The sequence below is a fragment of the Vicinamibacteria bacterium genome, from assembly GCA_035570235.1.
Lineage (GTDB): Bacteria > Acidobacteriota > Vicinamibacteria > Fen-336 > Fen-336 > DATMML01.
Genome location: DATMML010000103.1, coordinates 142,395 through 165,991, shown reverse-complemented (window position 1 = coordinate 165,991; position 23,597 = coordinate 142,395). Strand labels below are relative to the sequence as shown.

General features: G+C 68.9%; 23 protein-coding genes. 3 read left to right on the top strand and 20 right to left on the bottom strand.

The window, feature by feature from the left end; genetic code table 11:
• Together VN461_19715 and VN461_19710 are read right to left on the bottom strand one after the other, a co-directional pair.
• The coding region (locus VN461_19715) for an MOSC domain-containing protein (protein HXB57001.1) at positions 1-435 on the bottom strand (435 nt) is incomplete at its 3' end.
• A 149-nt stretch (positions 436-584) separates the two neighbouring features.
• Positions 585-857 (bottom strand): DUF4242 domain-containing protein, encoded by a 273-nt coding sequence (locus tag VN461_19710; GenBank protein ID HXB57000.1) that lies wholly within the window; start codon positions 855-857, stop codon positions 585-587.
• A gap of 340 nt (positions 858-1,197) precedes the next feature.
• Here VN461_19710 and VN461_19705 point away from each other — a divergent pair, with 340 nt between their 5' ends.
• Positions 1,198-2,148 (top strand): serine hydrolase, encoded by a 951-nt coding sequence (locus VN461_19705; protein ID HXB56999.1) that lies wholly within the window; start codon positions 1,198-1,200, stop codon positions 2,146-2,148.
• Positions 2,149-2,314: 166 nt separating this feature from the next.
• Here the strand turns inward: VN461_19705 and VN461_19700 are convergent, their stop codons facing one another.
• The 18 genes from VN461_19700 to VN461_19615 all read right to left on the bottom strand — a co-directional run bounded on the left by VN461_19700 (position 2,315) and on the right by VN461_19615 (position 21,165).
• Positions 2,315-2,677: a cupin gene (locus VN461_19700; protein HXB56998.1), complete on the bottom strand. Its 363-nt coding sequence runs from the start codon at positions 2,675-2,677 to the stop codon at positions 2,315-2,317.
• A gap of 70 nt (positions 2,678-2,747) precedes the next feature.
• The gene (locus VN461_19695; protein HXB56997.1) at positions 2,748-3,893 is read right to left on the bottom strand and encodes a DUF4388 domain-containing protein; all 1,146 of its coding nucleotides are present in this window, start codon (positions 3,891-3,893) and stop codon (positions 2,748-2,750) included.
• The gene (locus VN461_19690; GenBank protein HXB56996.1) at positions 3,890-4,225 is read right to left on the bottom strand and encodes an MGMT family protein; all 336 of its coding nucleotides are present in this window, start codon (positions 4,223-4,225) and stop codon (positions 3,890-3,892) included. The genes VN461_19695 and VN461_19690 overlap by 4 nt, the downstream gene beginning before the upstream one ends.
• Positions 4,222-5,400 (bottom strand): peptidyl-prolyl cis-trans isomerase, encoded by a 1,179-nt coding sequence (locus tag VN461_19685; protein ID HXB56995.1) that lies wholly within the window; start codon positions 5,398-5,400, stop codon positions 4,222-4,224. Before VN461_19685 ends, VN461_19690 begins: the two co-directional genes overlap by 4 nt.
• Positions 5,366-6,193, bottom strand: coding sequence for a peptidyl-prolyl cis-trans isomerase (locus tag VN461_19680; GenBank protein HXB56994.1), 828 nt, complete (start codon positions 6,191-6,193; stop codon positions 5,366-5,368). The genes VN461_19685 and VN461_19680 overlap by 35 nt, the downstream gene beginning before the upstream one ends.
• 19 nt (positions 6,194-6,212) lie before the next feature.
• A complete protein-coding gene (mfd, locus tag VN461_19675; GenBank protein ID HXB56993.1) occupies positions 6,213-9,608 on the bottom strand; it encodes a transcription-repair coupling factor in 3,396 nt (1,131 codons plus the stop codon).
• Positions 9,605-10,078 carry an adenylyltransferase/cytidyltransferase family protein gene (locus VN461_19670; GenBank protein ID HXB56992.1) on the bottom strand — a complete coding sequence of 158 codons (474 nt, stop codon included), beginning with the start codon at positions 10,076-10,078 and terminating at the stop codon, positions 9,605-9,607. Before VN461_19670 ends, mfd begins: the two co-directional genes overlap by 4 nt.
• A gap of 7 nt (positions 10,079-10,085) precedes the next feature.
• Positions 10,086-11,462: an ABC transporter ATP-binding protein gene (locus tag VN461_19665; GenBank protein ID HXB56991.1), complete on the bottom strand. Its 1,377-nt coding sequence runs from the start codon at positions 11,460-11,462 to the stop codon at positions 10,086-10,088.
• On the bottom strand, positions 11,459-12,244 hold the full coding sequence (locus VN461_19660) for an ABC transporter permease (GenBank protein ID HXB56990.1): 786 nt from the start codon (positions 12,242-12,244) through the stop codon (positions 11,459-11,461). The genes VN461_19665 and VN461_19660 overlap by 4 nt, the downstream gene beginning before the upstream one ends.
• Before the next feature lie 39 nt (positions 12,245-12,283).
• Positions 12,284-12,694: a F0F1 ATP synthase subunit epsilon gene (locus tag VN461_19655; protein HXB56989.1), complete on the bottom strand. Its 411-nt coding sequence runs from the start codon at positions 12,692-12,694 to the stop codon at positions 12,284-12,286.
• 8 nt (positions 12,695-12,702) lie between these two features.
• The gene (gene atpD / locus VN461_19650; GenBank protein ID HXB56988.1) at positions 12,703-14,139 is read right to left on the bottom strand and encodes a F0F1 ATP synthase subunit beta; all 1,437 of its coding nucleotides are present in this window, start codon (positions 14,137-14,139) and stop codon (positions 12,703-12,705) included.
• 111 nt (positions 14,140-14,250) lie between these two features.
• Positions 14,251-15,108: an ATP synthase F1 subunit gamma gene (gene atpG / locus VN461_19645; protein HXB56987.1), complete on the bottom strand. Its 858-nt coding sequence runs from the start codon at positions 15,106-15,108 to the stop codon at positions 14,251-14,253.
• Positions 15,109-15,121: 13 nt separating this feature from the next.
• Complete coding sequence (gene atpA, locus VN461_19640) at positions 15,122-16,642, bottom strand: F0F1 ATP synthase subunit alpha (protein ID HXB56986.1); 1,521 nt, start codon at positions 16,640-16,642, stop codon at positions 15,122-15,124.
• Between the two features lie 28 nt (positions 16,643-16,670).
• The gene (atpH, locus tag VN461_19635; protein ID HXB56985.1) at positions 16,671-17,270 is read right to left on the bottom strand and encodes an ATP synthase F1 subunit delta; all 600 of its coding nucleotides are present in this window, start codon (positions 17,268-17,270) and stop codon (positions 16,671-16,673) included.
• A gap of 188 nt (positions 17,271-17,458) precedes the next feature.
• Positions 17,459-18,352 (bottom strand): hypothetical protein, encoded by an 894-nt coding sequence (locus VN461_19630; GenBank protein ID HXB56984.1) that lies wholly within the window; start codon positions 18,350-18,352, stop codon positions 17,459-17,461.
• 166 nt (positions 18,353-18,518) lie between these two features.
• On the bottom strand, positions 18,519-19,286 hold the full coding sequence (locus tag VN461_19625) for a LytTR family DNA-binding domain-containing protein (protein ID HXB56983.1): 768 nt from the start codon (positions 19,284-19,286) through the stop codon (positions 18,519-18,521).
• Positions 19,283-20,347 (bottom strand): histidine kinase, encoded by a 1,065-nt coding sequence (locus VN461_19620; protein HXB56982.1) that lies wholly within the window; start codon positions 20,345-20,347, stop codon positions 19,283-19,285. Before VN461_19620 ends, VN461_19625 begins: the two co-directional genes overlap by 4 nt.
• Positions 20,348-20,364: 17 nt before the next feature.
• Positions 20,365-21,165, bottom strand: a complete 801-nt coding sequence (locus VN461_19615; protein ID HXB56981.1) for a hypothetical protein — start codon at positions 21,163-21,165, stop codon at positions 20,365-20,367.
• A 248-nt stretch (positions 21,166-21,413) separates the two neighbouring features.
• Between VN461_19615 and VN461_19610 the strand changes: the two genes are divergently transcribed.
• Together VN461_19610 and VN461_19605 are read left to right on the top strand one after the other, a co-directional pair.
• Positions 21,414-22,295 (top strand): RnfABCDGE type electron transport complex subunit D, encoded by an 882-nt coding sequence (locus tag VN461_19610; GenBank protein ID HXB56980.1) that lies wholly within the window; start codon positions 21,414-21,416, stop codon positions 22,293-22,295.
• A complete protein-coding gene (locus VN461_19605; GenBank protein ID HXB56979.1) occupies positions 22,240-23,595 on the top strand; it encodes a DUF2330 domain-containing protein in 1,356 nt (451 codons plus the stop codon). Before VN461_19610 ends, VN461_19605 begins: the two co-directional genes overlap by 56 nt.
• The last annotated feature ends 2 nt before the right edge of the window (positions 23,596-23,597 follow it).

Here is a 23,597-nt window from a genome sequence, read left to right as displayed (position 1 = left end):
GTAGAAGCCCGTGCGACCGCTGGCCAGGAAGCGCTTGACCATGTCCTCGCGGCCAAAACGCGCCCCGAGCTTGTAGCAGGGCATGCGGGGCTGCGTGACCGCGAACTCCGCGGAGCCTATCCGGAGGCGGTCGCCGATCCTCACACTGTCCTCGAGAAGGCCTTCGGTCGTGAAGTTCTCCCCGAGCGCGCCCCAGGGGAGGTCGATCCCCGGCAACTCCCGGGTCCAGTACCCATAATGCTCGGATGGGTAGACGTAGACCGCCTTGTCGGGGCCCCCGTGGACGGAGAGGTCGGATTGTTCGTCACCCTGGAGGTTGAGGCGGTTCACGTGCAAGCGGCCTGTCACGGGGGCCTTCCATATTGACGTGCGCACCCGGCGGCCGCCCCAGTCGACGTCTCGCGGGCGGCCCACATTCACTGAAACCAGCTTCATCGGTCACTCCGCGGGATCCACGGGACCGCTCGCGTCAGCGTCCGCACAGCCGAAGGGGGGATTGGCATTCGGGGTCCTGAGTCAGGCCCGGAGGGCCAAGTCCCAGGGTCGCCTCCCCGCCCCCTCCCCGGCTTCTTCCAACCGCCCCTCTACTCGGCGGTGGTCGGGTCGATTATGGTCTTGACCTCGGAGATGCGATTGGCGGGAAACCCTCCCTGCTTGGCGTGCTCGCGGACGATCGCCTCGTTGGGGGCGATGTAGACACAGTAGATCTTGTCCTTGGTAACATAGCTTTGCAGCCACTGGATCTGTGGACCCAAGTTGCGCAGAACGCCACAGGACGTTTGGGAAATTCCCTGCAACTGCTCGGCGGAGAGGGCCCCCGCGCCGGGCAGCTCACGCTCGATCACGTACTTCGGCATGCTCACCTCCTCATCATTCTCGACCGGCGAGGCAGCCCGACGGGTTCCGGCGCCCGCTCTTGGTGAACCGCGATCACGTCCGGCGGGCTCGGGGCGACGGCGCGGCGCCCCTGGTCAGGCCGCCATCCTGTCCCGGAAGGACACCCAGAGCAACAGGACTCTAGAACGAGGGGGCTCCCGAGGGGGAAGCATATCAGGAAAGGTCCTCGCGCTCGGGCTGGTCATTTCTTCGTGGGGCTGCGGCAGCTCGACCCCGACATCGAGCCCCCCACCGAGCCCAATCGACCTGGCCCAGCCCTGGGCCTTTGCCGCGCCGGGAGAGGTCGGCCTCGACCCTTCCTTGCTTGCCCGCGCCACCGAGAACGCGGCCTCCATTCCCCGCTTCCGCAGCCTCCTGGTGGTGAGGCACGGCAAGCTCGTGGTCGAGCGGTACTTCGGAGGCGCGACATCGGAGACACGCTTCGACGTACGGTCGGTCACCAAGAGCGTGGTGTCCCTCCTCGTGGGTCAAGCGCTTGATGCAACCCAGATCTCGGGGATGGATGCGACCGTCGGCGATTACCTGGGTCCACCCTACGTGCTGAATCCGGGCGACCGAGCGGTCACCATCAAGGAGCTACTCACCATGACCTCGGGCTACCAATGGAACGAGGAGCAGGGGGACGACTACAACCTCTGGATCGTGTCACCCGACCACGTCCAGTTCTTGCTGGATCGCGCCCAGACCGGCCCGCCGGGGCCGTTCACCTACAACTCGGCGGCGGTCCACCTCCTGGGCCTCATCGTCCAGTTGGCGACCGGAACCCCGCTCGCGACGCTTGCCGACCAGCGCCTGTTCCAGCCTATCGGCATCCGAAGCGCCGTCTGGGAGGGCCTCGAACGGGGCACGGTGAATGGGGGCTCCGGGCTGCAGCTCACGGGCCAAGACCTTGCCCGCCTGGGCCAGCTCATGGTCCAGCAGGGTCGGTCGGGAGCTCAGCAGATCGTGCCCGCCGGCTGGATCTCTACCGCGACCGCTCCCCAATTCCCTTGGCGGGACACGGATGGTGCACAGAGAAGCGTGACCTACGGTTACCTCTGGTGGGTAGCCGACCCACCCTCGGCGCCGGCGTTTTTTGCCTGGGGCTACGGAGGACAGTTTGTCTACGTGGTGCCTTCCCTCGACCTCGTGATCGTCACCACCACCGAGTGGCGGGCGCTGGGGGCCGACAATCTCACCCCGCTCGCAATCGCGGAGACGGTTCTCGGAGTGATCGTCGACGACATCCTGCCCGCCGCCCCGGCTCACTGACGAACAGGCACGGACCGCCCCGCCGTCCCTCCCCGGGAGGAGCGGCTCGTCCACGATTCACGGGCCGGGCACCTTCTCGGGAACCCCCGGCTCGACTGCGAAAGGGGACGCCGGCTTCCATGCCTCCCGCCCGGAGCCGCCGGCGGCGCCCCCCGTGGCCAGGGAGCTAGGCCTTCCGGGCGTAGTGATCGGCGCCCAGGAAATGGAGCGACACGTAGGGGCGGTCTCCGACCACCCAGCTGTCGTGGGGTACCGCGGGCACGTGAAAGAGCGAGCCCTCGCGGAGTTCGACCACGCGCCCATCGTCAAACGCAACCGTGGCCACGCCGGAAACGACCAGGCCGATGTGCTCGACGGTGCACCTTGAGGTACCGACCTCGGGGCCCACGTGCAGCGACCATTTCCAGCCGGGTTCGTAGCGGGCACGTCCCAGAACCAGGGAGCCCAGTTTGACGATCTCCAGACGCCCCTTGGCAAAGACACGTACCTCGTCGGGAGACTCGAATCGCTTCTGCACGACCTCGAACATGATTTCCCACCGCCCGATGTTGCGAGGGACCCAACCACCAGGAGCCTCCTGGGGGTCGGCGGCCGGGGGCCTAGATGCCCTCGCGCTGCTTCTGCTGCTCCCGGAGAGAGCGCAGCCCGTCCTCGATAATGCCAGCTTTGCGAGCGCCCAGGCTCTCGCGGATCAGACTCAGCTCGATCTCGAAAAGCCGGCCGAGCCCCCGCAAATAGGAGGCGACCTCGCGGCTCACGATGTTCCGGCGGAGGGCAACCGCGTCGAGCTCGCCGTTGCGGTCCACGTTCACCCCCCCGAAGAGGGCTTCGTGCTCGCCCCGCGCCCGGACGAGGGCGCTCTCGAGGAAGGCGGGGGCTTGCTCGCGAAGCTCGTAGGTGACGAGGTCAGAGAGCAGGCGGTGGAGTTGGTTGAAGAGCTCTATCTCCCGACCCACCGACGCCCCCCGCGTTTTCTCCGCGTGCGGCTTGGTGTCCTCCCGGATCTTCTCCCGGGGGGCCTCCGCGTCCTGGGGGACGCGGTCCAGGACACCCGCCGCCCACAGCCCCCAGACCGCCCGACAGACCAGGAAGTCGCTCTGGCGGGTGGAGGCGCAAATCTCCTCCAGGGTGGCCGGCCCGTCCAGGGTGGCGACCAGGTTCATCTCCAGCTTGGGAAGGGAGAGGCCGCCGACCAGGGTCGTGGCGTCGTCGCTGAGCGCGTACTTCTGCTCCAGAGCCCCCACCCCTGTACGAATCCGGCTCCAGGAGTGGATGCGGCGGATTCCCTCCAGGATCAGGTCCCCCGTGGACATGCGGAGCACGATGACCTCGCGGGAGGGCAGGCTCCCCTCCACGAACTCGCACTCGCCCTCTTCCCAGGCGAAGAGGCTGTAGATGATCTCCTGGACCTGCTCGGTGACCCCCGCGATCAGGTCCTTCGAGCGGATGGCCCCGTTCTCCACCAGGATCGTGCCCTGGCGTTTTCCCGCGCGCAGGGCCCGCACGGAGTCCTCGTAGTTGCGGTAGCTGATGAGCCCCTTGACCAGCAGCCGCTCCCCCAGCCGGTCGTCGGGGTCGGCGGAGGTGGCGAAGATGAGCCGGCCCTCCGAGAGGTAGACGGTCTTGGTGATCGCGCCCCGGGTCATGCGGAGCACCCCCGTCCGCTTCTGGCGTACGAGGGGGCGGAGGAGGGCGGGGAGGCTGACCTCCTGGAGCGAGCGGCGGAGGGGAACGGGGGCGCTCATGGACGCAGGCCGTGGTGAGCGAGATCCACGCAGCCGGCGCGGAAGCGTACGCCCTCCGCGCGCAGGCGCCGCCGCTGCTGCAGGGGCCCGAGCCCGGCCCGGAGCGAGATGCGCCCCGCCGCCCCCACCACCCGATGCCAGGGAACCCTGCGCTCGGATCGCGGGTTCAGGGCCCGCAGGGCCCAGCCCACCGCCCGGGCGCCGCGGGGACTGCCGGCCAGGAGCGCCACCTGCCCGTAGGTGGCCACCCGGCCCCGGGGGATCCGTCGGACCACCGCGTAGACGGTCTCGAAGAAGCGGCCGCCGTGGGCGCCGCGTGGAGGAGCGCTCACGGATGGGGGGGCGGAGCGGGCTTCGGCTCCTCTTCCTTCTTCTTCTCGGGGGCCTTCTCCACCGGAGGTGGGGCCACGCGCTCGGGGGCGGCCTGGGGGGAGGTGACGATCTCGCTATCGGGGCGAGCGGGCGCGGGAGGGGCCGGGGTGGCCCCGGGCGGCCCCGGCTCCGTCCCCGCCGCCCCCCCCAGGAGGGGGCCGGAGGGCACGGGGCCCGTGAGCTGGAGGGGCACCTCGCGGACCTTGACTTCGATGATCGCCTTCTTGCGCAGCCCCTCGAGGTAGGTGGTGTACTCCTGGTCCCAGCGCCCCTGGGTCAGGCGCTGCTTTATGGCGGCCTTGGCCTCCTCGAAGGAAACCACACTGGCCTCGGTTTTCTCGAGGACCTTGAGGATCCGGTACGTGTCCCCGGCGGGGATGGGGTCCGACACCTGTCCGGGGCCGAGGGCGAAGGCCGCTTTCTCGAGCTCGGGGTTCATCTCCCCCCGCACGAGCCGCCCGAGGTCGCCGCCCGCGGCGCTGCTGGGAGCGGCGGAGTTGAGCTTGGCCAGGGCCGCGAAGTCCTCTCCCCCCCGGGCCCGCGCCGCCAGGTCCTTGGCCTTGGTCAGGGCGTCGCCCCCCTCCCCGCGGACCAGGATCTCCTGCAGGCGGACGCTCGCCGGGCGGCGGTAGTCGGCCGGGTGGGCCTCATAGTCGGCGCGGGCCTCGGCGTCGGTGATGGTGGTTTTGGACTCCAGGTCCCGGGAGAGGATCTGGCGGCGGAGGATGGAGCGCTCTATGTTGCGCTTCAGGTCGTCGAGCGACATCCCCTCCCGCCGGAGCTGGGCCTGGAGCTGCTCGTCGGAGCCGATATTGTTCTCCTTCTTGATCCCGTCGATCACCTCTTTGACGTACTCGGGGCGCATGTGCAGGCCGGCGTCCCCCGCCCGCTGGACGAGGAGCATGTCGTCGATGGACTCCTGCAAGATCTTGGCGTTGTTCTCGCGCAGGAAGGCCCCCACCTTGTCCGGGTCCACGTGGGCGGCCTGGGCGGCCGCCAGCTGGCGGGACTGGAACTCCGACTGGGTGATGATCTCGCCGTTCACCTTGGCGATGATCCGCTCCAGGATCTCCGCGGGGGCGGGCGCGGCCAGGAGCAGGCTAGGAAGGGCCAGGAGGACGATCTGCCGCGGCATGATTCACCTTTGCCTGGGCCAGGAGCTCCGACACGAATTGGCGGATCTTCTGGTCCGATTTCTGGCGGGAGAGGAGGGCGCGAATGCGCCCCTGGGCCTCCTCGAGGCTCTCTTGGTGGGCCGCCTCCCGGGCCTCGACCCTCAGGACATGATACCCGAGGGTCGTCTCCACAATCTCGCTCATGCCCCCTACGGGGAGGGCGAAGGCCGGGGTCTCCAGCTCGGGGGGGAGCTGACCCCGCGCGAAGGTTCCCATGAGCCCTCCCTCGGGGGCTTCGGGGCCGCGGGACGTGGTCCGGGCCAGGGTCTCGAAGTTCTTTGGCTGCTTCAACAGGCGCCGCTGCACGTCGCGGGCTTCGTTAGGGGTGGTGACCAGGATCTGGCGCAGGGTCACCGTCTCCGGACGCTTGAACTCGGTGGCGTGCTGGCGGTAGTAGTCGGCCACCTCCCCGTCGCCCACCGGCGCCGCCGCGGCCCCCGCCTCGCTCAGGAGCCGATGGACCGCATGCTGCTCCTCGTCCGCGGTGGCCTTGGGGCCGAGGAGGCCGCGAGCCCGCGCCTCCAGGACGACCACCCGCTCCTCCAGGAAGGTCTCGAGCAGCGCGGCCCTCACCTCCGCCCCCAGGGGGTTCCCGCCCCGCTTCTCCAGCTCCGCGACGTGCTGGTCGAAGGCGCTCCGCCTCACCACCTGGTCGCCGAGGGCCAGGATCACGGGGTCACCCGCGCGGGACTTGCCGCAGCCCAGTGCGCTCAAGAGGAAGAGGATCGGAAGGTGCTGCCGCAAGACCATCATGAGTACCGTCCAGATCGCATTATAGGGGAGTCGTGCGGGGGAGGGCGGACTCCAGGCGGCCCAGGATCTCGGCCAGGCCCGCGAGGGGGGCCACGTTGGGCGCGAGCGGCGCCCGTAGGCCCTGGGGCGACGGCGTAGCCCCGGGCCGCGAGCGGACGACCTCCAGGAGGCCCTCCGGCGTCAAGAGTGTCTCGGGCGCGAAACGGACATGGACAACGCCCTCCAGAAGGTCGACCTGGGTGATGCCCAGGGCCTCCGCGCGCAGCTTCAAGCCCGCATAGGCGAGCAGGCCGTCCACCTCGCCGGGCAGCGGCCCGTAGCGGTCCCGGATCTCCTTCCGGAGGGCGTCGATCTCGGCCGCGCTTCGCACCTGGCTGATCCTCTTGTAGAGCGACATCCGCTGGTGGACCTCGGGGACGTAGGTGGGTGGGAGGCGGAGATCGGCCCGGATGTTCAGCACGGCTCGGGGCCCCTCCCGGGGGGCCTCGCCCTTCAGCTCCAGGATCGTCTGCTCCAGGAGCTTCACGTAGAGGTCGAGACCCACCGCCTGGATGTGGCCGCTCTGCTCGCCCCCCAGCAGGTTGCCCGCCCCCCGGAGCTCGAGGTCCAGGGCGGCGATGCGGAAGCCCGCCCCCAGGTCCGAGAACTCCCGGATGGCGGCCAGCCGCTTACGCGCGATCTCCGAGAGCACGGTGTCGGGGGGGACCAGAAGGTAGGCCTGAGCCAGGCGGTCGGAGCGGCCCACCCGGCCCCGAAGCTGGTAGAGCTGGGCCAGGCCGTAGCGGTCGGCTCGGTTCACGATGATGGTGTTGACGCGGGGGATGTCGAGGCCGTTCTCGATGATGGTGGTCGACACGAGCACGTCCGCCCGGCCCTCCACCAGAGCGAGCATGGACTTCTCGAGCTCCCGCTCGGGCAACTGCCCGTGGGCCACGGCCAGGCGGGCCTCCGGCACCAGGCGCTGGAGGAGGCTGGCCACGGAGTAGATGGACTCCACGCGATTGTGGACGAAGTAGACCTGGCCGTCGCGAAGGAGCTCCTGACGGATGGCGGAGGTGATCACCTCGGTCGAGAACTTGACGATGGAGGTCTGGATGGCGAGGCGATCCTTGGGCGGGGTCTCGATGACGGACATGTCCCGGATCCCGGCCAGGCCCATCTGCAGGGTCCGGGGGATGGGGGTGGCGGATAGGGTGAGACAGTCCACGCTCGTCCGGAGGTGCTTCAGCCGCTCCTTGGCCTGGACCCCGAAGCGCTGCTCCTCGTCGATGATGAGGAGCCCGAGGTCCCGGAAGACCACGTCCTTGGAGAGGAGGCGGTGGGTGCCGATCAAGATGTCCAGCCCGCCGGTGGCGAGGCGGGCGAGTACGGCCTTGATCTCCTTGGGAGACCGGAAGCGGGAGACCATCTCCACCGTGACCGGGAAGGGAGCGAAGCGCTTGCGGAAGGTCTTCCAGTGCTGGAAGGCGAGGATGGTGGTGGGGGCGAGCACCGCGACCTGCTTTCCGTCCAGCACCGCGCGCATGGAGGCCCGCATGGCCACCTCGGTCTTGCCGTAGCCGACGTCCCCGCAGATGAGCCGATCCATGGGGGTGGGGGAGGCCATGTCCGCGGCCACGTCCGTGATGGCCGCCGCCTGGTCGGGGGTGGCCTCGTATTCGAAGGCCTCCTCGAACTCGCGCTGCCAGGGGCTCTCGCCCGAAAAGGCGTGGCCGGGCCGGGCCTTGCGCTGGGCGTAGAGCCGCAGCAGTTCCGCGGCCATGTCTCGCATGGCCTTCTTGACCCGGGTCTTGACCTTCTCCCAGCTGCCGCTGCCCAGGCGGTCGATCACGGGGCGGGCCCCCTCCGCGCTCGCGTACTTCTGGATGCGGTCGAAGGCGTCCACCGGCACCTTGAGCTTGTCCCCGCCCTGGTAGACGAGGACCATGAACTCGCGGCTGGCTCCCCCCACGGCCAGGGTCTCCAGGCCCTCGAAGCGGCCGATGCCGTGGTCCTGGTGGACCACGAGGTCCCCGATCTTGAGGTCCCGGAAGTCGGAGACGAAGCTGCGCGCGCCGCGGCGGCCGCGGGGGTGGAGGTGAACCTCCTCCGGGAAGATGTCGCCGTCGGCGAGCACGGACAGGCCCGCCTCGGTGAGCTCGAAGCCGTGGGAGAGCACGCCCACCCGAACCTCCACCGCCGCGCCTTCTCCCAGGGGGACGCCCGCCTCCCGGAGGACGTCGCGCAGGCGGTCGGCCCGGCCCGTGTTGCCCAGGAAGAGGAGGGTGTGGCCGGCCCCCGCCCGCAGGTCCGAGGCCAGCCGCCTGATGTCCCCCGCGTAGGAAGCCGCCGGGCGGCACGCCAAGTGAAGCCCGCGGCCCTCGGGGTCGACCTCGCGGACCTCCACGGAAGGGCCGGCGCGGAGCCGGGTGGCCAACGCCTGGGCGCTCACCAGGGCCTCCTCCGGCTCCAGGAGAAGTCCTTCGCGCCGGGCGCGATCCTCGCGGGCGCGTTCGAGATAAGACTGGGTCTCCGCGGCCACGGCTTCGGGCTCCACCACCGCCACCGGGCCCGGGGGCAGGTGCTCCCAGGGGGGCACGGTGGCCCCGGGCACGAGCGGCAGGAGCTCCACGAGATCGTCCGGCACCAGGCCACGGTCGAGGCTCTCCAGGATGCCGGCCAGCTCGCGCCGGCCGGGAAAGCGTTCGGGGAGAAGGGAGCGCAGGGCGGCGGTGACGGACCGGGTGGCGAAGGCGTCGGAGAGGGGGAGGGCCACCAGCTCCTCCAGGGAGCCGACCGTGCGTTGGGTCTGGGGGTCGAAGCGGCGCAGGCTCTCCACGGTGTCGCCCAGGAACTCGATGCGAACCGGGTTCTCGGCATCGGAGGGGAAGACGTCCAGGATGCCGCCGCGCCGGGCGACCTGGCCGGGGGAGGTGACGGGGTCCTCCCGCACATAGCCCCCCTCCTCCAGCCCCTCGAGCAGGATCTCGGGGGTCATCTCGTCGCCCGCGCGCAGGGACAGGATGCGCGTCTCCAGGAGGGTGCGGGCGAGGGAGGGGCGGAGGAGGCCGGCCGGAGAGGCCACGAGGGCGAGGAGCCGGCCGCGGCCCCCGGCGTGGAGGGCGGCCGCCCGGCGCAGGGAGGCGTCCGCGTGGCGGGGCAGGCCCCGGAAGATGGGCGGCCCGGGCGCGGGGAAGGGCAGGACCGCGCCTTCTAGGCCCGCTTCCCCGGCCAGGGTGCGCAGGTCCGAGGCCAACTCCTCCACCTCCCGCTCGCGGGGAACGACCACGAGCAGGGGCGGGCCCGCGAGCAGGAGGGGCACGAGGCCCCGCGCGGGGCCGGTCAGGCCGGAGAGGTCAAGCCGCCCGTCGCGGGAGAGGCGGGCGCGAGCCTCGCGGAGGCCCTCCGCCGCCTCCAGGGGGCCGAGCCCGCTCACGGTCTCGGGTTCTGGATGTGCTCGACGAGCGCGGTTGTGGAGTAGCCCGACCGCAGCTGGATCCGGACCACCCGCCCCCCCGCGGCTTCCACCACGTCCCGGCCCACGATGTCCGTGAGATCCCAGTCCGCTCCCTTCACGAGCACGTCCGGGAGAAGGGCGCGAATGACCGCCGCCGGGGTGGGCTCGTCGTAGACCACCACCCGGTCCACGGGCTCCAGGGCGAGCAGGATCTCCGCGCGCTCGGCGGCGGGAGTCAGGGGTCGCCCCGGACCCTTGATCTCACGCAGGGAGCGGTCGGAGTTGATCGCGACCACGAGGACATCCCCCTCCGCCCGCGCCCCTTCCAAGAGAGCAAGGTGCCCGGGGTGGAGAAGGTCGAAGCAGCCGTTGGTGAGGACTACCGTCCGCCCCGCCGCCTTCCAGGCCCGGCGCTCGTCCAAAAGCTCGGCCAGGGAGTTCTCGCCCATCACCGCTTCAGAATACCCCGTCCCTTCCCCCGCCCGGGGGCTCGTCCTCGCGGAGCTCCAGTTCCGGGCGGGGGGCGGAGGGCGTGAGCGCGGCTCCCCCCGAAAAGACCCAGCGGTGGTGGGGGCGGTAGACCCCCACGTCCTTGACCCGGCTCTTCACCCGGAAGGAGTAGAGGCCCCGGTGGTAGTCGTAGGGGGTGCCGTCGCGCCGGTGGGCGGCCACGTCGACCAGATAGGTTCCTTCGGTGAGGCGCAGGTCCTCGAGGACGAGCGAGACCTCGGCCTCGCCCACGAGGTTTTTCGGTTCGTAGTCCTCGAGCTGGGTGTTGGTGCCGTAGACGGACACGCCGTCGGCGGTGAAGAGACCGAGGCCGAAGACGAAGTCCTGGACGGGGGCAGCCGCCCGCACACTGAGCACGACGGTGAGGCTCTCCCCCGGCACGTACACGTGGCGCTCTCGGCCGCGGGCGTCCTTGAGGCGGACGCTCGTGATCTCGACCTCCCGGCCCCCCCAGCGGCCTTGCTGATAGCGCGGGGTGGACACCGGCTCGCCCGCGGCCAGAGAGGGGGCGGGAGGCTCCGGGGAGGGGGGTGGGGCCCCCTGGCCGCCGGCCAGGAGTGCCTCCTCCCCCCCTGCCACGTAGGTGAGATAGGCATCCACCACCCGCTTGGGGTCACCGCGGTCGGCCACCTTTCCGTGGCGGAGCCAGAGCACGTCGTCGCACATCTTCTCCACCAAGCCCAGGCTGTGGGTGACGAGAAGGATGGTCTTGCCCCGCCGGCGGAACTCCCCGATCTTGTCCAGGCACTTGCGGGTGAACGCTTCATCCCCCACCGCCAGGACCTCGTCGATGAGCAGCACATCGGGGTCCACGTGGATCGCCACCGCGAAGCCCAGACGCATGTACATGCCCGAGGAGTAGGTCTTGACGGGGGCGTCGATGAACTCCTCGAGCTCGGCGAAGGCCACGATGTCGTCGAAACGCTCCTCCACCTCCCGCCGGGTGAGGCCGAGCATGATGCCGTTGATGGCCACGTTCTCCCGCCCGCTGATCTCGGGGTGGAAGCCCGCCCCCAGCTCGATGAGGGCGGACACGCGCCCGCGAACGGAGATGGTGCCCCGGGTGGGCTTGGTGATCCCGGCCATGAGCTTCAGGAGGGTGGACTTGCCGGAGCCGTTCTCTCCGATCACCCCGAAGGTGGCCCCCGGAGGGACCTCGAAGGAGACGCCGGAGAGGGCGGTGAACGTCTGGTCCGGGGTGAGATCGGAGAGGAGGCTCCCGGTGAGCAGCGCGCTCTTCAGGGTCTTGAACTGGTTGCGGTGAATGAAGCGGCGGTAGATTTTCGTGACGTCCTGCGCCACTACCGCCGGCTCGGCCCTCACACTTCCTCCGCCAGGGTGTCCCGCAGGCGGTCGAAGAGGAAGCCCCCGGCCGCGAAGCTCAGGAGCGCGACGAGGCCGGCCAGAAGCAGGCCCCGGCCATGGTCGAAGCGCCCGGAGAAGAGGATCTGCTGGTAGGAGACCAGGATGTGGGACATGGGGTTCAGGCGGAGGACGTCCCGCAGCCTCCCCTGGACATCGCCGTAGAAGTACAGGACGGGGGAGCCAAAGAACCAGAGGTGGAGGACGTGGCCGAGAATGTTCTGGAGGTCGCGGAAATGGACGGTGAGGGCGGAGACGAAGAGGGCGAGGCCGAGGGTGAAGACGAGCTGGACGAGGAGGGGCAGGGGCAGGAGGAGGGCCTCCGGCCCCAGCCGGCCCTCGAAGGCCAGGAAGGCGAGGAGGATGGGCAGCCCGAGCAGGAAGTGGACCAGGTTCGAGACCACCGTCACCACCGGCAGCACCTCCGCCGGAAAGAGCACCTTCTTGATGAGGTTCCCCCCCGCGATGAGGACGCCGGAGGACTCGAGAAGGGCGGAGCTGAAGAAGGTCCAGGGAAGGATGCCACAGAAGAAGAAGAGGTAGTAGGGCTCCATGTTGGGGGAGCGCCGCCCGGGCATGATGACGGTGAAGACGACGGTGTAGGTGAGGAGCAGGAGCAGGGGGTTGATGAAGCTCCAGAAGAACCCCAGGATGCTCCCGCGGTAGCGGGCCTTGAGGTCCCGGCTCACCAGGCTCTGGATGAGGAGGCGATAGCGGAAGAGGGTCGCGACTTGACGCAGCATTGATCCTTGCCGTCCGGGGCGCTCCCCGGGCCGCCGCCCTCAGGCCCGGCGGTTGCGGGCCACGGCCAGGCGGGTCACGGCGCGCATGTAGTCCAGGTGGGCCTCCGCGTAGCCGGCTTCGTCCTTGATGGACTTCATGCGCTCCTCCGCCCGCGACCGGGCCAGCTCGGCGCGGGCGGCGTCGATGTCCTCCGCTCGCTCCCCGACCTCGGCCAGCACGCTCACCCGGTCGGGCAGCACCTCGCAAAATCCCCAGAAACACGCGAGGTGGCCGCGCTCGCTCCCCTGCCGGTAGGTGAGCTCGCCCACCCCCAGGGTGGAGAGGAACGGGGTGTGGCCGGGGAGGACGCCGAAATAACCGAGGGTGCCGGGAGCGATGACCTCGTCGACCTCCTCGCGCAGGAGGAGGCCTTCCGGCGTCACCACCTCGAGCGTCAGCTTCGTGGGCAGGGCCATGGTCACCGCTGGAGAGTCTTGGCTTGCTCCAGCGCTTCCTCCACCGCCCCCACCATGTAGAAGGCCTGCTCCGGCACCTCGTCCATCTCCCCGCTCACGATCATCTTGAAGCTGCGGATGGTGTCCGCGAGGGGAACGTACTTGCCGGGAATGCCCGTGAACTGCTCGGCCACGTGGAAGGGCTGGGACAGGAACTTCTGGATCTTGCGCGCCCGCGCCACCGTCAGCTTGTCGTCCTCGCTGAGCTCATCGATGCCCAGGATGGCGATGATGTCCTGGAGATCCTTGTACTTCTGCAGGATCTGCTTCACCGCCCGCGCCACCTCGTAGTGTTCCTTCCCCAGGATGCGGGGGTCGAGGATTCGCGAAGAGGAAGCGAGGGGGTCCACCGCCGGGTAGATCCCGAGCTCCACGATCTGCCGGGAGAGGTTGGTGGTGGCGTCCAGGTGGGCGAAGGTGGTGGCGGGGGCGGGGTCGGTGTAGTCGTCGGCGGGGACGAAGATGGCCTGCACGGAGGTGATCGAGCCCTTCTTGGTGGAGGTGATCCGCTCCTGCAGCTCCCCCATCTCCGTCTGCAGGGTGGGCTGGTAGCCCACCGCGGAGGGCATGCGGCCGAGCAGGGCGGAGACCTCGGAGCCGGCCTGGGTGAAGCGGAAGATGTTGTCGATGAAGAGGAGGACGTCCTTGCCCTCCTCGTCGCGGAAGTACTCCGCCACCGTGAGGCCGGAGAGGGCCACCCGCAGGCGGGCCCCGGGGGGCTCCGTCATCTGGCCGTAGACGAGCGCGGCCTTGCTCTTGGCGAAGTCCTTGATGTTCACGACCCCCGACTCCTGCATCTCCAGCCAGAGGTCGTTCCCCTCGCGGGTGCGCTCCCCCACCCCCGAGAACACGCTGACCCCGCCGTGTTTCTTGGCGATGTTGTTGATGAGCTCCTGGATGATGACGGTCTTGCCCACGCCCGCCCCCCCGAAGAGGCCGATCTTGCCCCCCCGGAGGTAAGGCTCGATGAGGTCCACCACCTTGATCCCGGTCTCGAACATCTGGAGCTCGGTGGACTGCTCGACGAGGGTGGGGGCCAGGCGGTGGATGGGGTTGCGTTTGGCCGCCTTCACCGGCCCCAGGTCGTCGACCGGCTCCCCTATCACGTTCAGGACCCGGCCCAGGGTGGCCGGTCCCACGGGCATGGTGATGGGTCCCCCCGTGTCGATGGCCTTCATCCCCCGGACCATGCCGTCGGTGGCGAGCATGCTCACGCAGCGCACGCGGTTCTCTCCAAGGTGCTGCTCCACCTCCGCGATCACGTCCAGCTTCACCCCCCCCTCCTCCCCCTCGCTGGTGATGCGCACCGCGTTGTAGATGGGGGGGACGCCCTTTTCGAACTCCACGTCCACCACCGGGCCGATGATCTGGACCACCCGACCGACGTTCTCAGTTGCCATGCTCTCCTGCTCCGAGGGGGACAAAACCGGGAGCCCCGCGCCGGGGTTGGCCTGACGGTCGGGACCATCTCGCCTCCCCGAACGCGCGGGTTTCCTGGGCATGCCCGAGCCTCACGAAGCTGCGCCCGCTCCCGACACCACCTCGATGATCTCCTTGGTGATGGCGGCCTGGCGGACCTTGTTCATGTACAGGCTCAGGCGGTCGATCATCTCGCCGGCGTTGTTGGTGGCCGCGTCCATGGCCGCCATGCGGGCCCCGTGCTCGGCCGCCGCCGACTCCAGGAGGGCCCGCCAGACTTGGATCTCCACGTGCTTGGGCATGATCTCCGCGAAGATCGCGGCCGGAGCCGGCTCGTAGAGGTAGTCGAGGGCGGGCTCGGTGGGATTCAGGGCCAGCCTCTCCACGGGGAGGAGGCGCTCGACCACGATCCGCTGCTGGACCACGCTCTTGAACTCGTTGTAGAGAAGGTAGACCTGATCTACTTCGCAGCGGGTGTAGCTCCCGATCAGGTCCCCCGCGATCTCGCGGGCGGTGGCGTAGCGCAGGGCCTGGAAGATCCCCAACCGCTCGAAGCGCACCTTCAGCTTACGGCGCCGGAAGAAGTCGCGCCCCTTGCGTCCCAGCAGTCCCAAGGCCAGGTCCCGGTCCCCCCGCTCCCGGATGAAGCGGGTAGCGGTGCGGATGATGTTGGCGTTGAAACCGCCGCAGAGACCCCGGTCCGCGGTCACCACCACGAGCAGGACCTTCTCGTCCCCCCGCTCCTCAAGGAGGGGGTGGAGCTTGGGGTCGGCCCGGGAGGCCAGGCTGTTCAGGACCTCCATCATCTTCCGGGCGTAGGGACGGGCCGCGAACATGGCCTCCTGGGCCCGGCGCAGCTTGGCCGCGGAGACCATCTTCTGGGCCTTGGTGATCTGCTGCGTGCTCTTGACGCTGCGGATCCGGCGGCGGATGTCGACGAGGGCGGGCATGGGGGGAGGCCGCTCAGGCGGGCGCCGCCGCCTGGAAGACCCCCGCGAACTCCGAGAGGGCGGCTTTCAGGCGGTCGGTGAGCTCGCCCTTGATGTCCTTCTTCTCCGCGACGTCCTTGAGGAGGGTGGGCTGCCGGCCCTCGAGGAAGGAGTAGAGCTCCCTCTCATAGCGGCGGCCCTCGGAGACGGGAAAGCCGTCCAGGTAGCCGTTGGCGGCCGCGAAGATGATGGTGACCTGCTTCTCCACGGGCAGGGGGTCATACTGGTCCTGCTTCAGGATCTCGGTCAAGCGCTGGCCCCGGGCCAGCGTGGCCTGGGTGGATTTGTCGAGTTCGGAGGCGAACATGGAGAAGGCGGCCAGCTCGCGGAACTGCGCGAGGTCCAGCCGCAGCCGGCCCGCCACCGCCCTCATGGCCTTGATCTGGGCGGAGCCGCCCACGCGGGAGACGGAGTTCCCCACGTTGATGGCGGGCCGGATGCCGGAGTTGAAGAGGTCGGATTCCAGGAAGATCTGACCGTCCGTGATGGAGATGACGTTGGTGGGGATATAAGCGGAGATGTCTCCCGCCTGGGTCTCGATGATGGGCAGGGCGGTGAGGCTGCCCGAGCCCTTCGCGTTATTCAGCTTGGCCGCGCGTTCGAGCAGCCGGCTGTGCAGATAGAAGACGTCGCCGGGGTAGGCTTCGCGGCCGGGGGGTCGGCGCAAGAGGAGCGAGATCTCCCGGTAGGCGGCGGCGTGCTTGCTGAGGTCATCGTAGACGCAGAGGGCATGCTGCCCCTTGTCCCGGAAGTACTCGCCGATGGCGCAGCCGGCGTAAGGGGCGATGTAGAGGAAGGGGGCGGGCTCGGAGGCGGAGGCCGAGACCACGATGCTGTGCTCCATGGCCCCGAATTCCTCCAGGGTCCGGACCACCTGGGCGACCGTGGACTGCTTCTGCCCGATGGCCACATAGATGCAGATGACGCCCTGGCCCTTTTGATTGATGATGGTGTCCACCGCGACCGCGGTCTTGCCGGTCTGGCGGTCCCCGATGATCAGCTCCCGCTGACCGCGGCCGATGGGCACCATCCCATCGATGGCCTTGATCCCGGTCTGGAGCGGCTCGCGCACCGGCTGACGCTCCACCACCCCGGGGGCCAGCCGTTCCAGGGGGCCGAAGGTGCGGGTTGCGATGGCGCCCTTGCCGTCCAGGGGCTGTCCGAGGGCGTTGATCACCCGCCCCACCATAGCCTCCCCCACCGGGATGGACATGATCCGCTTGGTGCGCTTGACCTCGTCCCCCTCCTTGATCTCCGCGGACTCGCCCATGAGCACCGCGCCCACCGAGTCCTCCTCGAGGTTCAAGGCGATGGCCATGACGCCGTGGGGCAGCTCCAGGAGCTCCCCCGCCATGCAGTGCTCGAGACCGTGGATGCGGGCGATGCCGTCCCCCACCGAGAGCACGGTCCCCACCTCGGAGACGTCCACCGCCGCGGAGAAGCCGGCCAGCTGCTCGCGGATGATCTTGGTGATGTCTGCGGCGCGAATCTCCATGACCCTCTCGACCCCCTAGTGTGGACGCTCAGCGGCCATGGGCCAAGCTCTCCCGCAGGGCCTTGAGCTGGGACCTTACCGTCCCGTCGTAGGTGCGGCCACCCATGCGCACGAGTATCCCTCCGAGCACGTCCGGGTCCACGCGGCTCGTGAGCTCCACCTCATGTCCGCTCGCCTTCTCGAGGGCTCGGGCCAAGGCCCGGGTCTCGGTCTCCCCCAGCGGCAGGGCTCCCACCGCCTCCGCGGAAACAACGCCTCGGCGCGCGTTCCATAGCTCGCCGAAGGCGGCCTCGATTAGGGGCAAGAGCCCGATGCGTCGATGCTCCACCAGCAGCTCCACCAGCCGCCGGAGGAGGGGGGAAGCCTTGGTCTTGCCCCACACCGCCGCCGCCACCCTCTTCCTCCCCTCCGCCCCCACTCCGGGGTGGGAGAGCACGGCCATAAGCTCTTGGCTCCCGGCGAGGAGGGCCACCGCCGCCTGCAGTTCCCGACGAAGGTTCTCCGGGGAGATCCCCTCCCCTTTGGTGCCGGCCAGGGCCACGTCCAGGAGGGCGCGCGCGTAGCGCCGCGCCAGGGGGCGGCTGGCCACCCTCACGCGCGCCCCGCTTCCCGGGCGGGGGCGGGACAAGCTCTCCCTACTTCCGTGGCTGACAAGGGATCCATCCTGCTGGTGGTCCCCGGGACGGGGGGGACTCTGGAAAAACGCGGCAGGGTAACACGGGATCGGAGGGGGAGTCAAAGAACGGGAGACGCGTAGGCGCAAGGGGCGGGCGTTCCGGTCCGCCCGCCCCTTGGAGTTTACGGCTTGGGTTTCTCTTACTTCTTGGCCGGGGCTTCCTTCTTCACGGCCAGGGCTTTGGCACCTGCCGCCGCCGGTTTGGGCGTCCAGAAGTCGGGGTCGGCGGCCGCGAACTGCTCGGGGGGGCGGCTCATCCTCGGGTTCATGGCATAGAGATTGACCTGGCCCTCGGCCACGATCTCTGAAATGAGCTGCCGCCGGCGCTCCACCACGGTCGGCCCGCCCAGAGCGGCCTCGATGGCCTTCTGGTCGGCATCGGCCCGGGCGAAGCCGTCGTCCACCTCTTTGAGCGAGCGGTAGGTGGTGAAGGTCAGGAACGTCCCCGTGGGGGCTCCGCCCACGACCTGGTAGACGGCTGTGTGGACGTCCACGTTGGCCTTCTCGCGCGCGATGTTCAGGGCCTTGATGTAGTCGCTGTAGTCGGGAGCGCGACCCGGCTTGAGGCGGACGGAATTGATGCTGAAGTAGCGGGACTGGGCGGCCTCCTTCGCGGAGCGCGGCCGGTAGCTCAGGTCGGCCCGGTGGCGGGCGAGCATCGTGCGCCAGCTGTTTTGGACCTCGGCGTTCTGGCGCTCGAGCTGCTCCATCTCCGCCTTGGCGCTGGCGGTGCCCATGGCCTGCTCCCACGCGTTGTTGGTAGCTTCGAAGGCGGCGAAGGAGCCGTAGGGCGACAGGAAGAGGGACACGTTCTCATCGCCGGTCAAAGGGACGAGGCCGATCCAGCGGCTGGGCGCGGATGTGCGATTGGCGAGCGCCGCGAAGCCCGCCGCCACCTTCTCGTTGGCGGCCATGCGGCCGGCCTTGACCTCCTCGCGACTGATCGTGATCACGGGGGGCGGTCCCGACGCTTCTTGCGCGGCCGCTCCGGCCGCGCACAGCATGATGCCCAAGAGGGGAAGTGACCTCGACATGGGGCCTCCTTGTGGGTCCGTAACGTTGAGCGGCGCGGGGGCCACGGGCCAGGTCCGGGCGCCGGGGGCTTCGGCTGGGTTGCGAGGGCGGGATTGTAGTGCGCGGGAGGGGTCTCGTCAACGCTTCCCCGGGGACGCTACCGCCCACGATGGCTGGGGACGCCCCTCAACCGCAGAGTCGAGCCTTGAATCCCCGGGCCCGATCGCGCGCCACCGTGAGGTCGGTTCCCTGGACGTCTTTCAGCCGAACGTTCAGTCCTCCCCCGGGCAGGGAGGACACCTCCTTGATCCAGGAAACGTTGACGAGGGTGCTTCGGTGGATGCGGACAAATCTCTTCGGATCCAACTTTTTCTCGAGGGCGGAAATGCTGTAGTCGACGCAGTACTCTTTGCCATCGGCCATGCCGTAGGTCAGCTTGTCCTCGGCAAGAAAATGCGTCACCCGCACGAGATCGATGAACGAGATCCGGTCGCCCAGCCGCGACGCAATCCGCTCCGGATAGGTGGGGGCGGGCGGCAAGGCGGCGCTCAGGTTCTTGAGCAGCGTTTGCAGGTCCGTGGCGGGGAGAGCCCCCGAGGTCCGCAGCCGTTCCACCTTGGTCAGCGCCCGCTCCAGCTGCCCGGGATCGATGGGCTTGAGCAGGTAGTCCACCGAGTTCACGGCGAAAGCCCGCAGGGCATATTCGTCGTGAGCGGTCGTGAATATGACGACGGGCTGGACGGGCAGGCGGGCCAGCAACTCGAACCCGTTGAGCCGCGGCATCTGGATGTCGAGGAAGCAAATGTCGGCCGGGACCGAGGTGAGCGCGGCGACCGCCTCCTCGGGCTCGGTCGTGCTCCCGATCACCTCCACGCGCCGGGTCTCCTCGAGAAGGCGCGCCAAACGCTCGAGCGCCAAGGGCTCGTCATCGACCAGGTACGCACGCAGTCTCATGATCGCGGCAACACCATCTCAACCACGCAGCGCCCAGCGCGCCGGCGGACGTTCAGGTGCGCCCGCGGCCCGAACAGCGCGTCGAGGCGCCCCACCAGGTTATCGAGGCCGTGGTCGGCCGGAATCGCGCTCAAGTCGAACCCCGGGCCGGTGTCCGAGACCTCGATGCGCAAACACCCATTTTCCGAGGATCCTTGCACCAGGACCTCGCCGCCGCCCTTAAGGGCGGTGATTCCATGTTTCACCGCATTCTCGACCAGCGATTGAACGCTCAGGGGCGGCACCATGACCTCCCGCAAGTCCGGGGGAACGTCCACCGCTCCCCGCAGCTTGCCGCCGAAGCGCACCCTCTCGATCTCGATGTAGTCGTCGACCATGGCCAACTCTTGGCGCAACGGGATGAGCGGCCGGTTGCTGTGGTCCAGGGACGATCGCAGCAGTGCGGCCAGCTTCCCCACCATCTCTTCGGCGCGCGCGGGCGCGGTCTCGATGAGGGAGCTGATCGAGTTCAGAGTGTTGAACAGGAAATGCGGATGAACGCGCGATTCCAGGGAGCGCAGCCGCGCTTCCGCGGCCAGGGTTCTCGTGCGCTCCGCGGCCAATTCCTGCTCGTGCAATCGCGTCTCGACGTGCTGCAGGCGCTCCCGCATGGAGGCGTATGCGAACACGCCCAGGCCAAAGGCGACCGAGAAGAGCGTGGTCATGCGCACGGTCCGGAAGTATTCCGCCCAGAAGGCGGGAAGGGCCGCGCCCGACATCCCCCACAGGAGCGCCTGCGCGGCCAGGCAGCCGAAGGCCGTAAACACCATGCAGCTCAGGATGACCACCGGAACCAGGGGAAGCCGGCCCCGCGCCGCTCGATTGATGACCCAGGGGATGATCAATGACGCCGGAACCCCCGCCACGTTGCCGTAAACGAGCGCGTGGCCCCACGCCGTCCACAGATCCCTGGCCTCCGTCGCCTGGTTGGAGGCCATTTGAATCAGGGGCACGATCACGGTCACGGCGAGGTTGATCCAGAGCAGAGAAAAGACCCACCCGCGCTCCCCGCGTCCCCTCATCGCCCCTCTGCCGCCGCTTATTCCCGGCCCGCCGGTTCAAAAACCCCGGAGCGGAAGACGTCGATGAGCTGCTCCGCGGCCGCCCCCGGCAGCCTGAGCTCTCCCGCCACATCTTCGTAGAGGGTGGCGTACTCGATCTGCTGCCGGTCGAGCGAGACCCAGATCAGCCCCCAATAGTGGCTCCGGCCCTTCAAAGTCATACCACCATTCGCTATGTCAAGGGGGTTGAAGAAAGCGCGGTACTCGATGACCGCACACTGCTGGCCGTTTCTCGGCGAACGGCCGATGAGCGTTAGCTCGACGTCGCGGTTGTGGAAGGTACCCACTCCCGGCATGGTCACGTCATTGTTGGAGACCACGTGATAGGGTTCGTTCGGCTTCAAGTGCGACAGCTGGTCTTCGCCAAAGAGCTCGAACATCTCCGCGTCCCAGACGAGATTTCGCTCCATCACGGCGGTGGGAGGAAACCCCTTGAAGAAATCCGGCTTCATGCTGTCCGAAAAGTCCCCGCGGCGGCGGTAGCGAAAGCCCTCCATGAACTCGCGCTTCTGGGGGGCAGCCAAAGGCTCCGTGGCCCCGCTGCCCTCGGCGAAGGTAACGTTCGTCCAGACCGCGTCTCCGCCGGCAAGACCGCGCGTGTATTCGCCCCGCACGCGCTGCCGCTTGGTGATCTGGCCCTTGGTATCCGAGGACGTGTAGTCGACGGTGAAGCGATAGGCCCGAGGAGCGGTGTCCTTGGCGCCCGCTCCCACCGGTGAATTCCAGAGTGCGGCCAGCGAGCTGGCCGCGGCGCAGAGAACGATTGGCGTGATTCGCAAGAGCTCACCTCCCAGGCGTAGTCTTGCGGCTCCGGTCCCCGGCCGCACTCGCTTCTAGACGAAAGGCATCAAATCCAGACGGAACGGTGCGCCCAGGGGATGAGGGGCGGTTCAGCCGGGGAAGGGGGGGGCCACTCCTTGCCGCGCTGCTCCCCGGGGCGCGACCCGAGGCGGTGAGCCCCGGGGTGGGCTCACTCGGGCTCCCCGGAATAGGGCCCGGCGCCGACGTGTAGTCTCCGTGGGGAGGGATGGTGCGGACACGACTCGACCCGAGGGGGTATCAGATTGCGGCCCTGGCCGGGCTCTTGGCGTACGGCATGGTGGGGCTCGCGTTCGAGGTCTCGATCGCCCGCGTCAGCCTGTTGCTGGCCACGGCTCTGGCCACCCAGTACGTGGGGGGACGCCTGGCCCGCCTTCCCGGCTTCGATCCGCGGAGCGCCCTCATCTCGGGCTTGTCGCTCTGCCTGCTCCTGCGCACGAACTCGGAGGCCCTGGCCGCGGGGACGGCGGTGGTGACGATCGCGAGCAAGTTCGTGCTCCGCTGGGACGGCAAGCACCTCTTCAATCCCACGAACTTCGGCCTGGCCTTCATGATCCTGGCTACCCAAGCGGTGTGGGTCTCCCCCGGCCAGTGGGGAAGCGCGGCCTTCCTCGGCTTCCTCCTCGCCTGCCTCGGGGGGCTGGTGGTGAACCGGGCGGCGCGGAGCGACATCACCCTGGCCTTCCTGGCCAGCTACGGGGGCCTGCTCTTCCTCCGGGCGGTGTGGCTCGGGGACCCCATGAGCATCCCCCTCCACCAGCTCGAGAGCGGCGCCCTTCTCATCTTCGCTTTCTTCATGATCTCAGACCCGAAGACGACCCCGGATTCTCGGGCGGGCCGGGTTCTCTTCGCGATCCTGGTGGCGGCGGGCGCCGCTTATGTCCAGTTCCGCCTCTACCGGCCCAACGGCCTGCTGTGGTCGCTGGCCGCGCTCTCGCCCGCCGTCGCCCTCATTAATCGCCTGTTTCCGGGGTGTCGTTACGACTGGGCGGGCCGGGCTCGGATCCCGGCCCGTCCCCCGAAAGGAGTGGTCCATGCGCCGGCTCTCGATTTGCTGCCTCAGCTTCCTCTTGGCCCTACCCGCGGCTGAGCGGGCGGAAGCCTTCTGTGGCTTCTACGTCGCCAAGGCGGACACGAAGCTCTTCAACCAGGCCTCCTCGGTGGCCCTCGTCCGCGACGGCGACCAGACCGTCATGACCATGGCCAACGACTATCAGGGCGCGCTCAAGGAGTTCGCCATCGTCATTCCCGTCCCCACCTTCATCAAGCGGGAGCAGATCGAGGTGACGGACAGGGCCCTTCTCGACCACCTCGACGTCTACTCCTCCCCCCGCCTGGTCGAGTACTTCGACCCTGACCCCTGCGCGCCGATGCAAGAGAGAGGGGTGGTGGGGGGCATGATGATGATGAGGAGCGCGCCGACGCCGGCGGCCGAGAAGGGCCTGGGCGTCACCGTGGAAGCCCGCTACACCGTGGGCGAATACGACATCCTCATCCTCTCCGCCCAGGAGAGCGGCGGCCTCGAGACCTGGCTCAAGGAGAACGGCTACAAGATCCCCCCCGGCGCCTCCGCCGTGCTCGGAAGCTACATCAAGCAGCAGATGCGCTTTTTCGTGGCCCGGGTGAACCTGAAGGAGCAGGCGCAGCTCGGGTTCAGCTACCTCCGGCCCCTGCGGGTCTCCTACGAATCGCCCAAGTTCATGCTGCCCGTCCGCCTGGGCACGGTGAACGCCAAGGGCCCGCAAGAGCTCTTCGTCTACGCCCTCAGCCGGAAAGGGCGGGTGGAGACCACCAACTACCGCACCGTGAAGCTGCCCACGGGCATGGACATCCCGGTCTTCGTCAAGGACGAGTTCGGCCGCTTCTACAAGGCGCTGTTCTCGGATCAGGTTCGCCGCGAGGACATGCGGGCCGTCCTCCAGGAGTACGCCTGGGACATGAGCTGGTGCGACCCCTGTGCGGCGCAGCCGCTCTCGCGGGAGGAGCTGAAGGGCCTGGGGGTGGGGTGGATGGCGGGAGCCCAGGGCCAGGTGACGCCGTCGAGGCGGCCCTCGATGGCGGGGGGCGCGGTGGACGTGTTCCTCACCCGCCTCCACGTGCGCTACGACGCGTCCCATTTCCCCGAGGACCTCGTCTTCCAGGAGACGGCGGACCGCACGAACTTCCAGGGCCGCTTCGTGCTCCGCCACCCCTGGCTGGGCGGAGAGACCTGCGAGGCGGCGAAAGACTACCGTCGCGCCCTTGTCGACCGCCGTGAGAAGGAGGCCCAGACGCTGGCCTCGCTCACGGGCTGGGACATCAACGAAATCCGCGGCAAGACGGGGAACGTAGCCAAGATCTCGGAGACCACCGACCGACCCTCCTGGCGCAGCCTGTTCTCCCCGTTCTAGGA

Coding starts and splice junctions, on each gene's coding strand:
- VN461_19680 (HXB56994.1), bottom strand. CDS start 6,193: ATGATGGTCTTGCGGCAGCACCTTCCGATCCTCTTCCTCTTGAGCGCA.
- VN461_19630 (HXB56984.1), bottom strand. CDS start 18,352: ATGTCGAGGTCACTTCCCCTCTTGGGCATCATGCTGTGCGCGGCCGGA.
- VN461_19605 (HXB56979.1), top strand. CDS start 22,240: ATGCGCCGGCTCTCGATTTGCTGCCTCAGCTTCCTCTTGGCCCTACCC.
- VN461_19685 (HXB56995.1), bottom strand. CDS start 5,400: ATGCCGCGGCAGATCGTCCTCCTGGCCCTTCCTAGCCTGCTCCTGGCC.
- VN461_19700 (HXB56998.1), bottom strand. CDS start 2,677: ATGTTCGAGGTCGTGCAGAAGCGATTCGAGTCTCCCGACGAGGTACGT.
- VN461_19710 (HXB57000.1), bottom strand. CDS start 857: ATGCCGAAGTACGTGATCGAGCGTGAGCTGCCCGGCGCGGGGGCCCTC.
- VN461_19695 (HXB56997.1), bottom strand. CDS start 3,893: ATGAGCGCCCCCGTTCCCCTCCGCCGCTCGCTCCAGGAGGTCAGCCTC.
- VN461_19660 (HXB56990.1), bottom strand. CDS start 12,244: ATGCTGCGTCAAGTCGCGACCCTCTTCCGCTATCGCCTCCTCATCCAG.
- atpD (HXB56988.1), bottom strand. CDS start 14,139: ATGGCAACTGAGAACGTCGGTCGGGTGGTCCAGATCATCGGCCCGGTG.
- atpA (HXB56986.1), bottom strand. CDS start 16,642: ATGGAGATTCGCGCCGCAGACATCACCAAGATCATCCGCGAGCAGCTG.
- atpG (HXB56987.1), bottom strand. CDS start 15,108: ATGCCCGCCCTCGTCGACATCCGCCGCCGGATCCGCAGCGTCAAGAGC.
- VN461_19670 (HXB56992.1), bottom strand. CDS start 10,078: ATGGGCGAGAACTCCCTGGCCGAGCTTTTGGACGAGCGCCGGGCCTGG.
- VN461_19625 (HXB56983.1), bottom strand. CDS start 19,286: ATGAGACTGCGTGCGTACCTGGTCGATGACGAGCCCTTGGCGCTCGAG.
- VN461_19610 (HXB56980.1), top strand. CDS start 21,414: ATGGTGCGGACACGACTCGACCCGAGGGGGTATCAGATTGCGGCCCTG.
- VN461_19620 (HXB56982.1), bottom strand. CDS start 20,347: ATGAGGGGACGCGGGGAGCGCGGGTGGGTCTTTTCTCTGCTCTGGATC.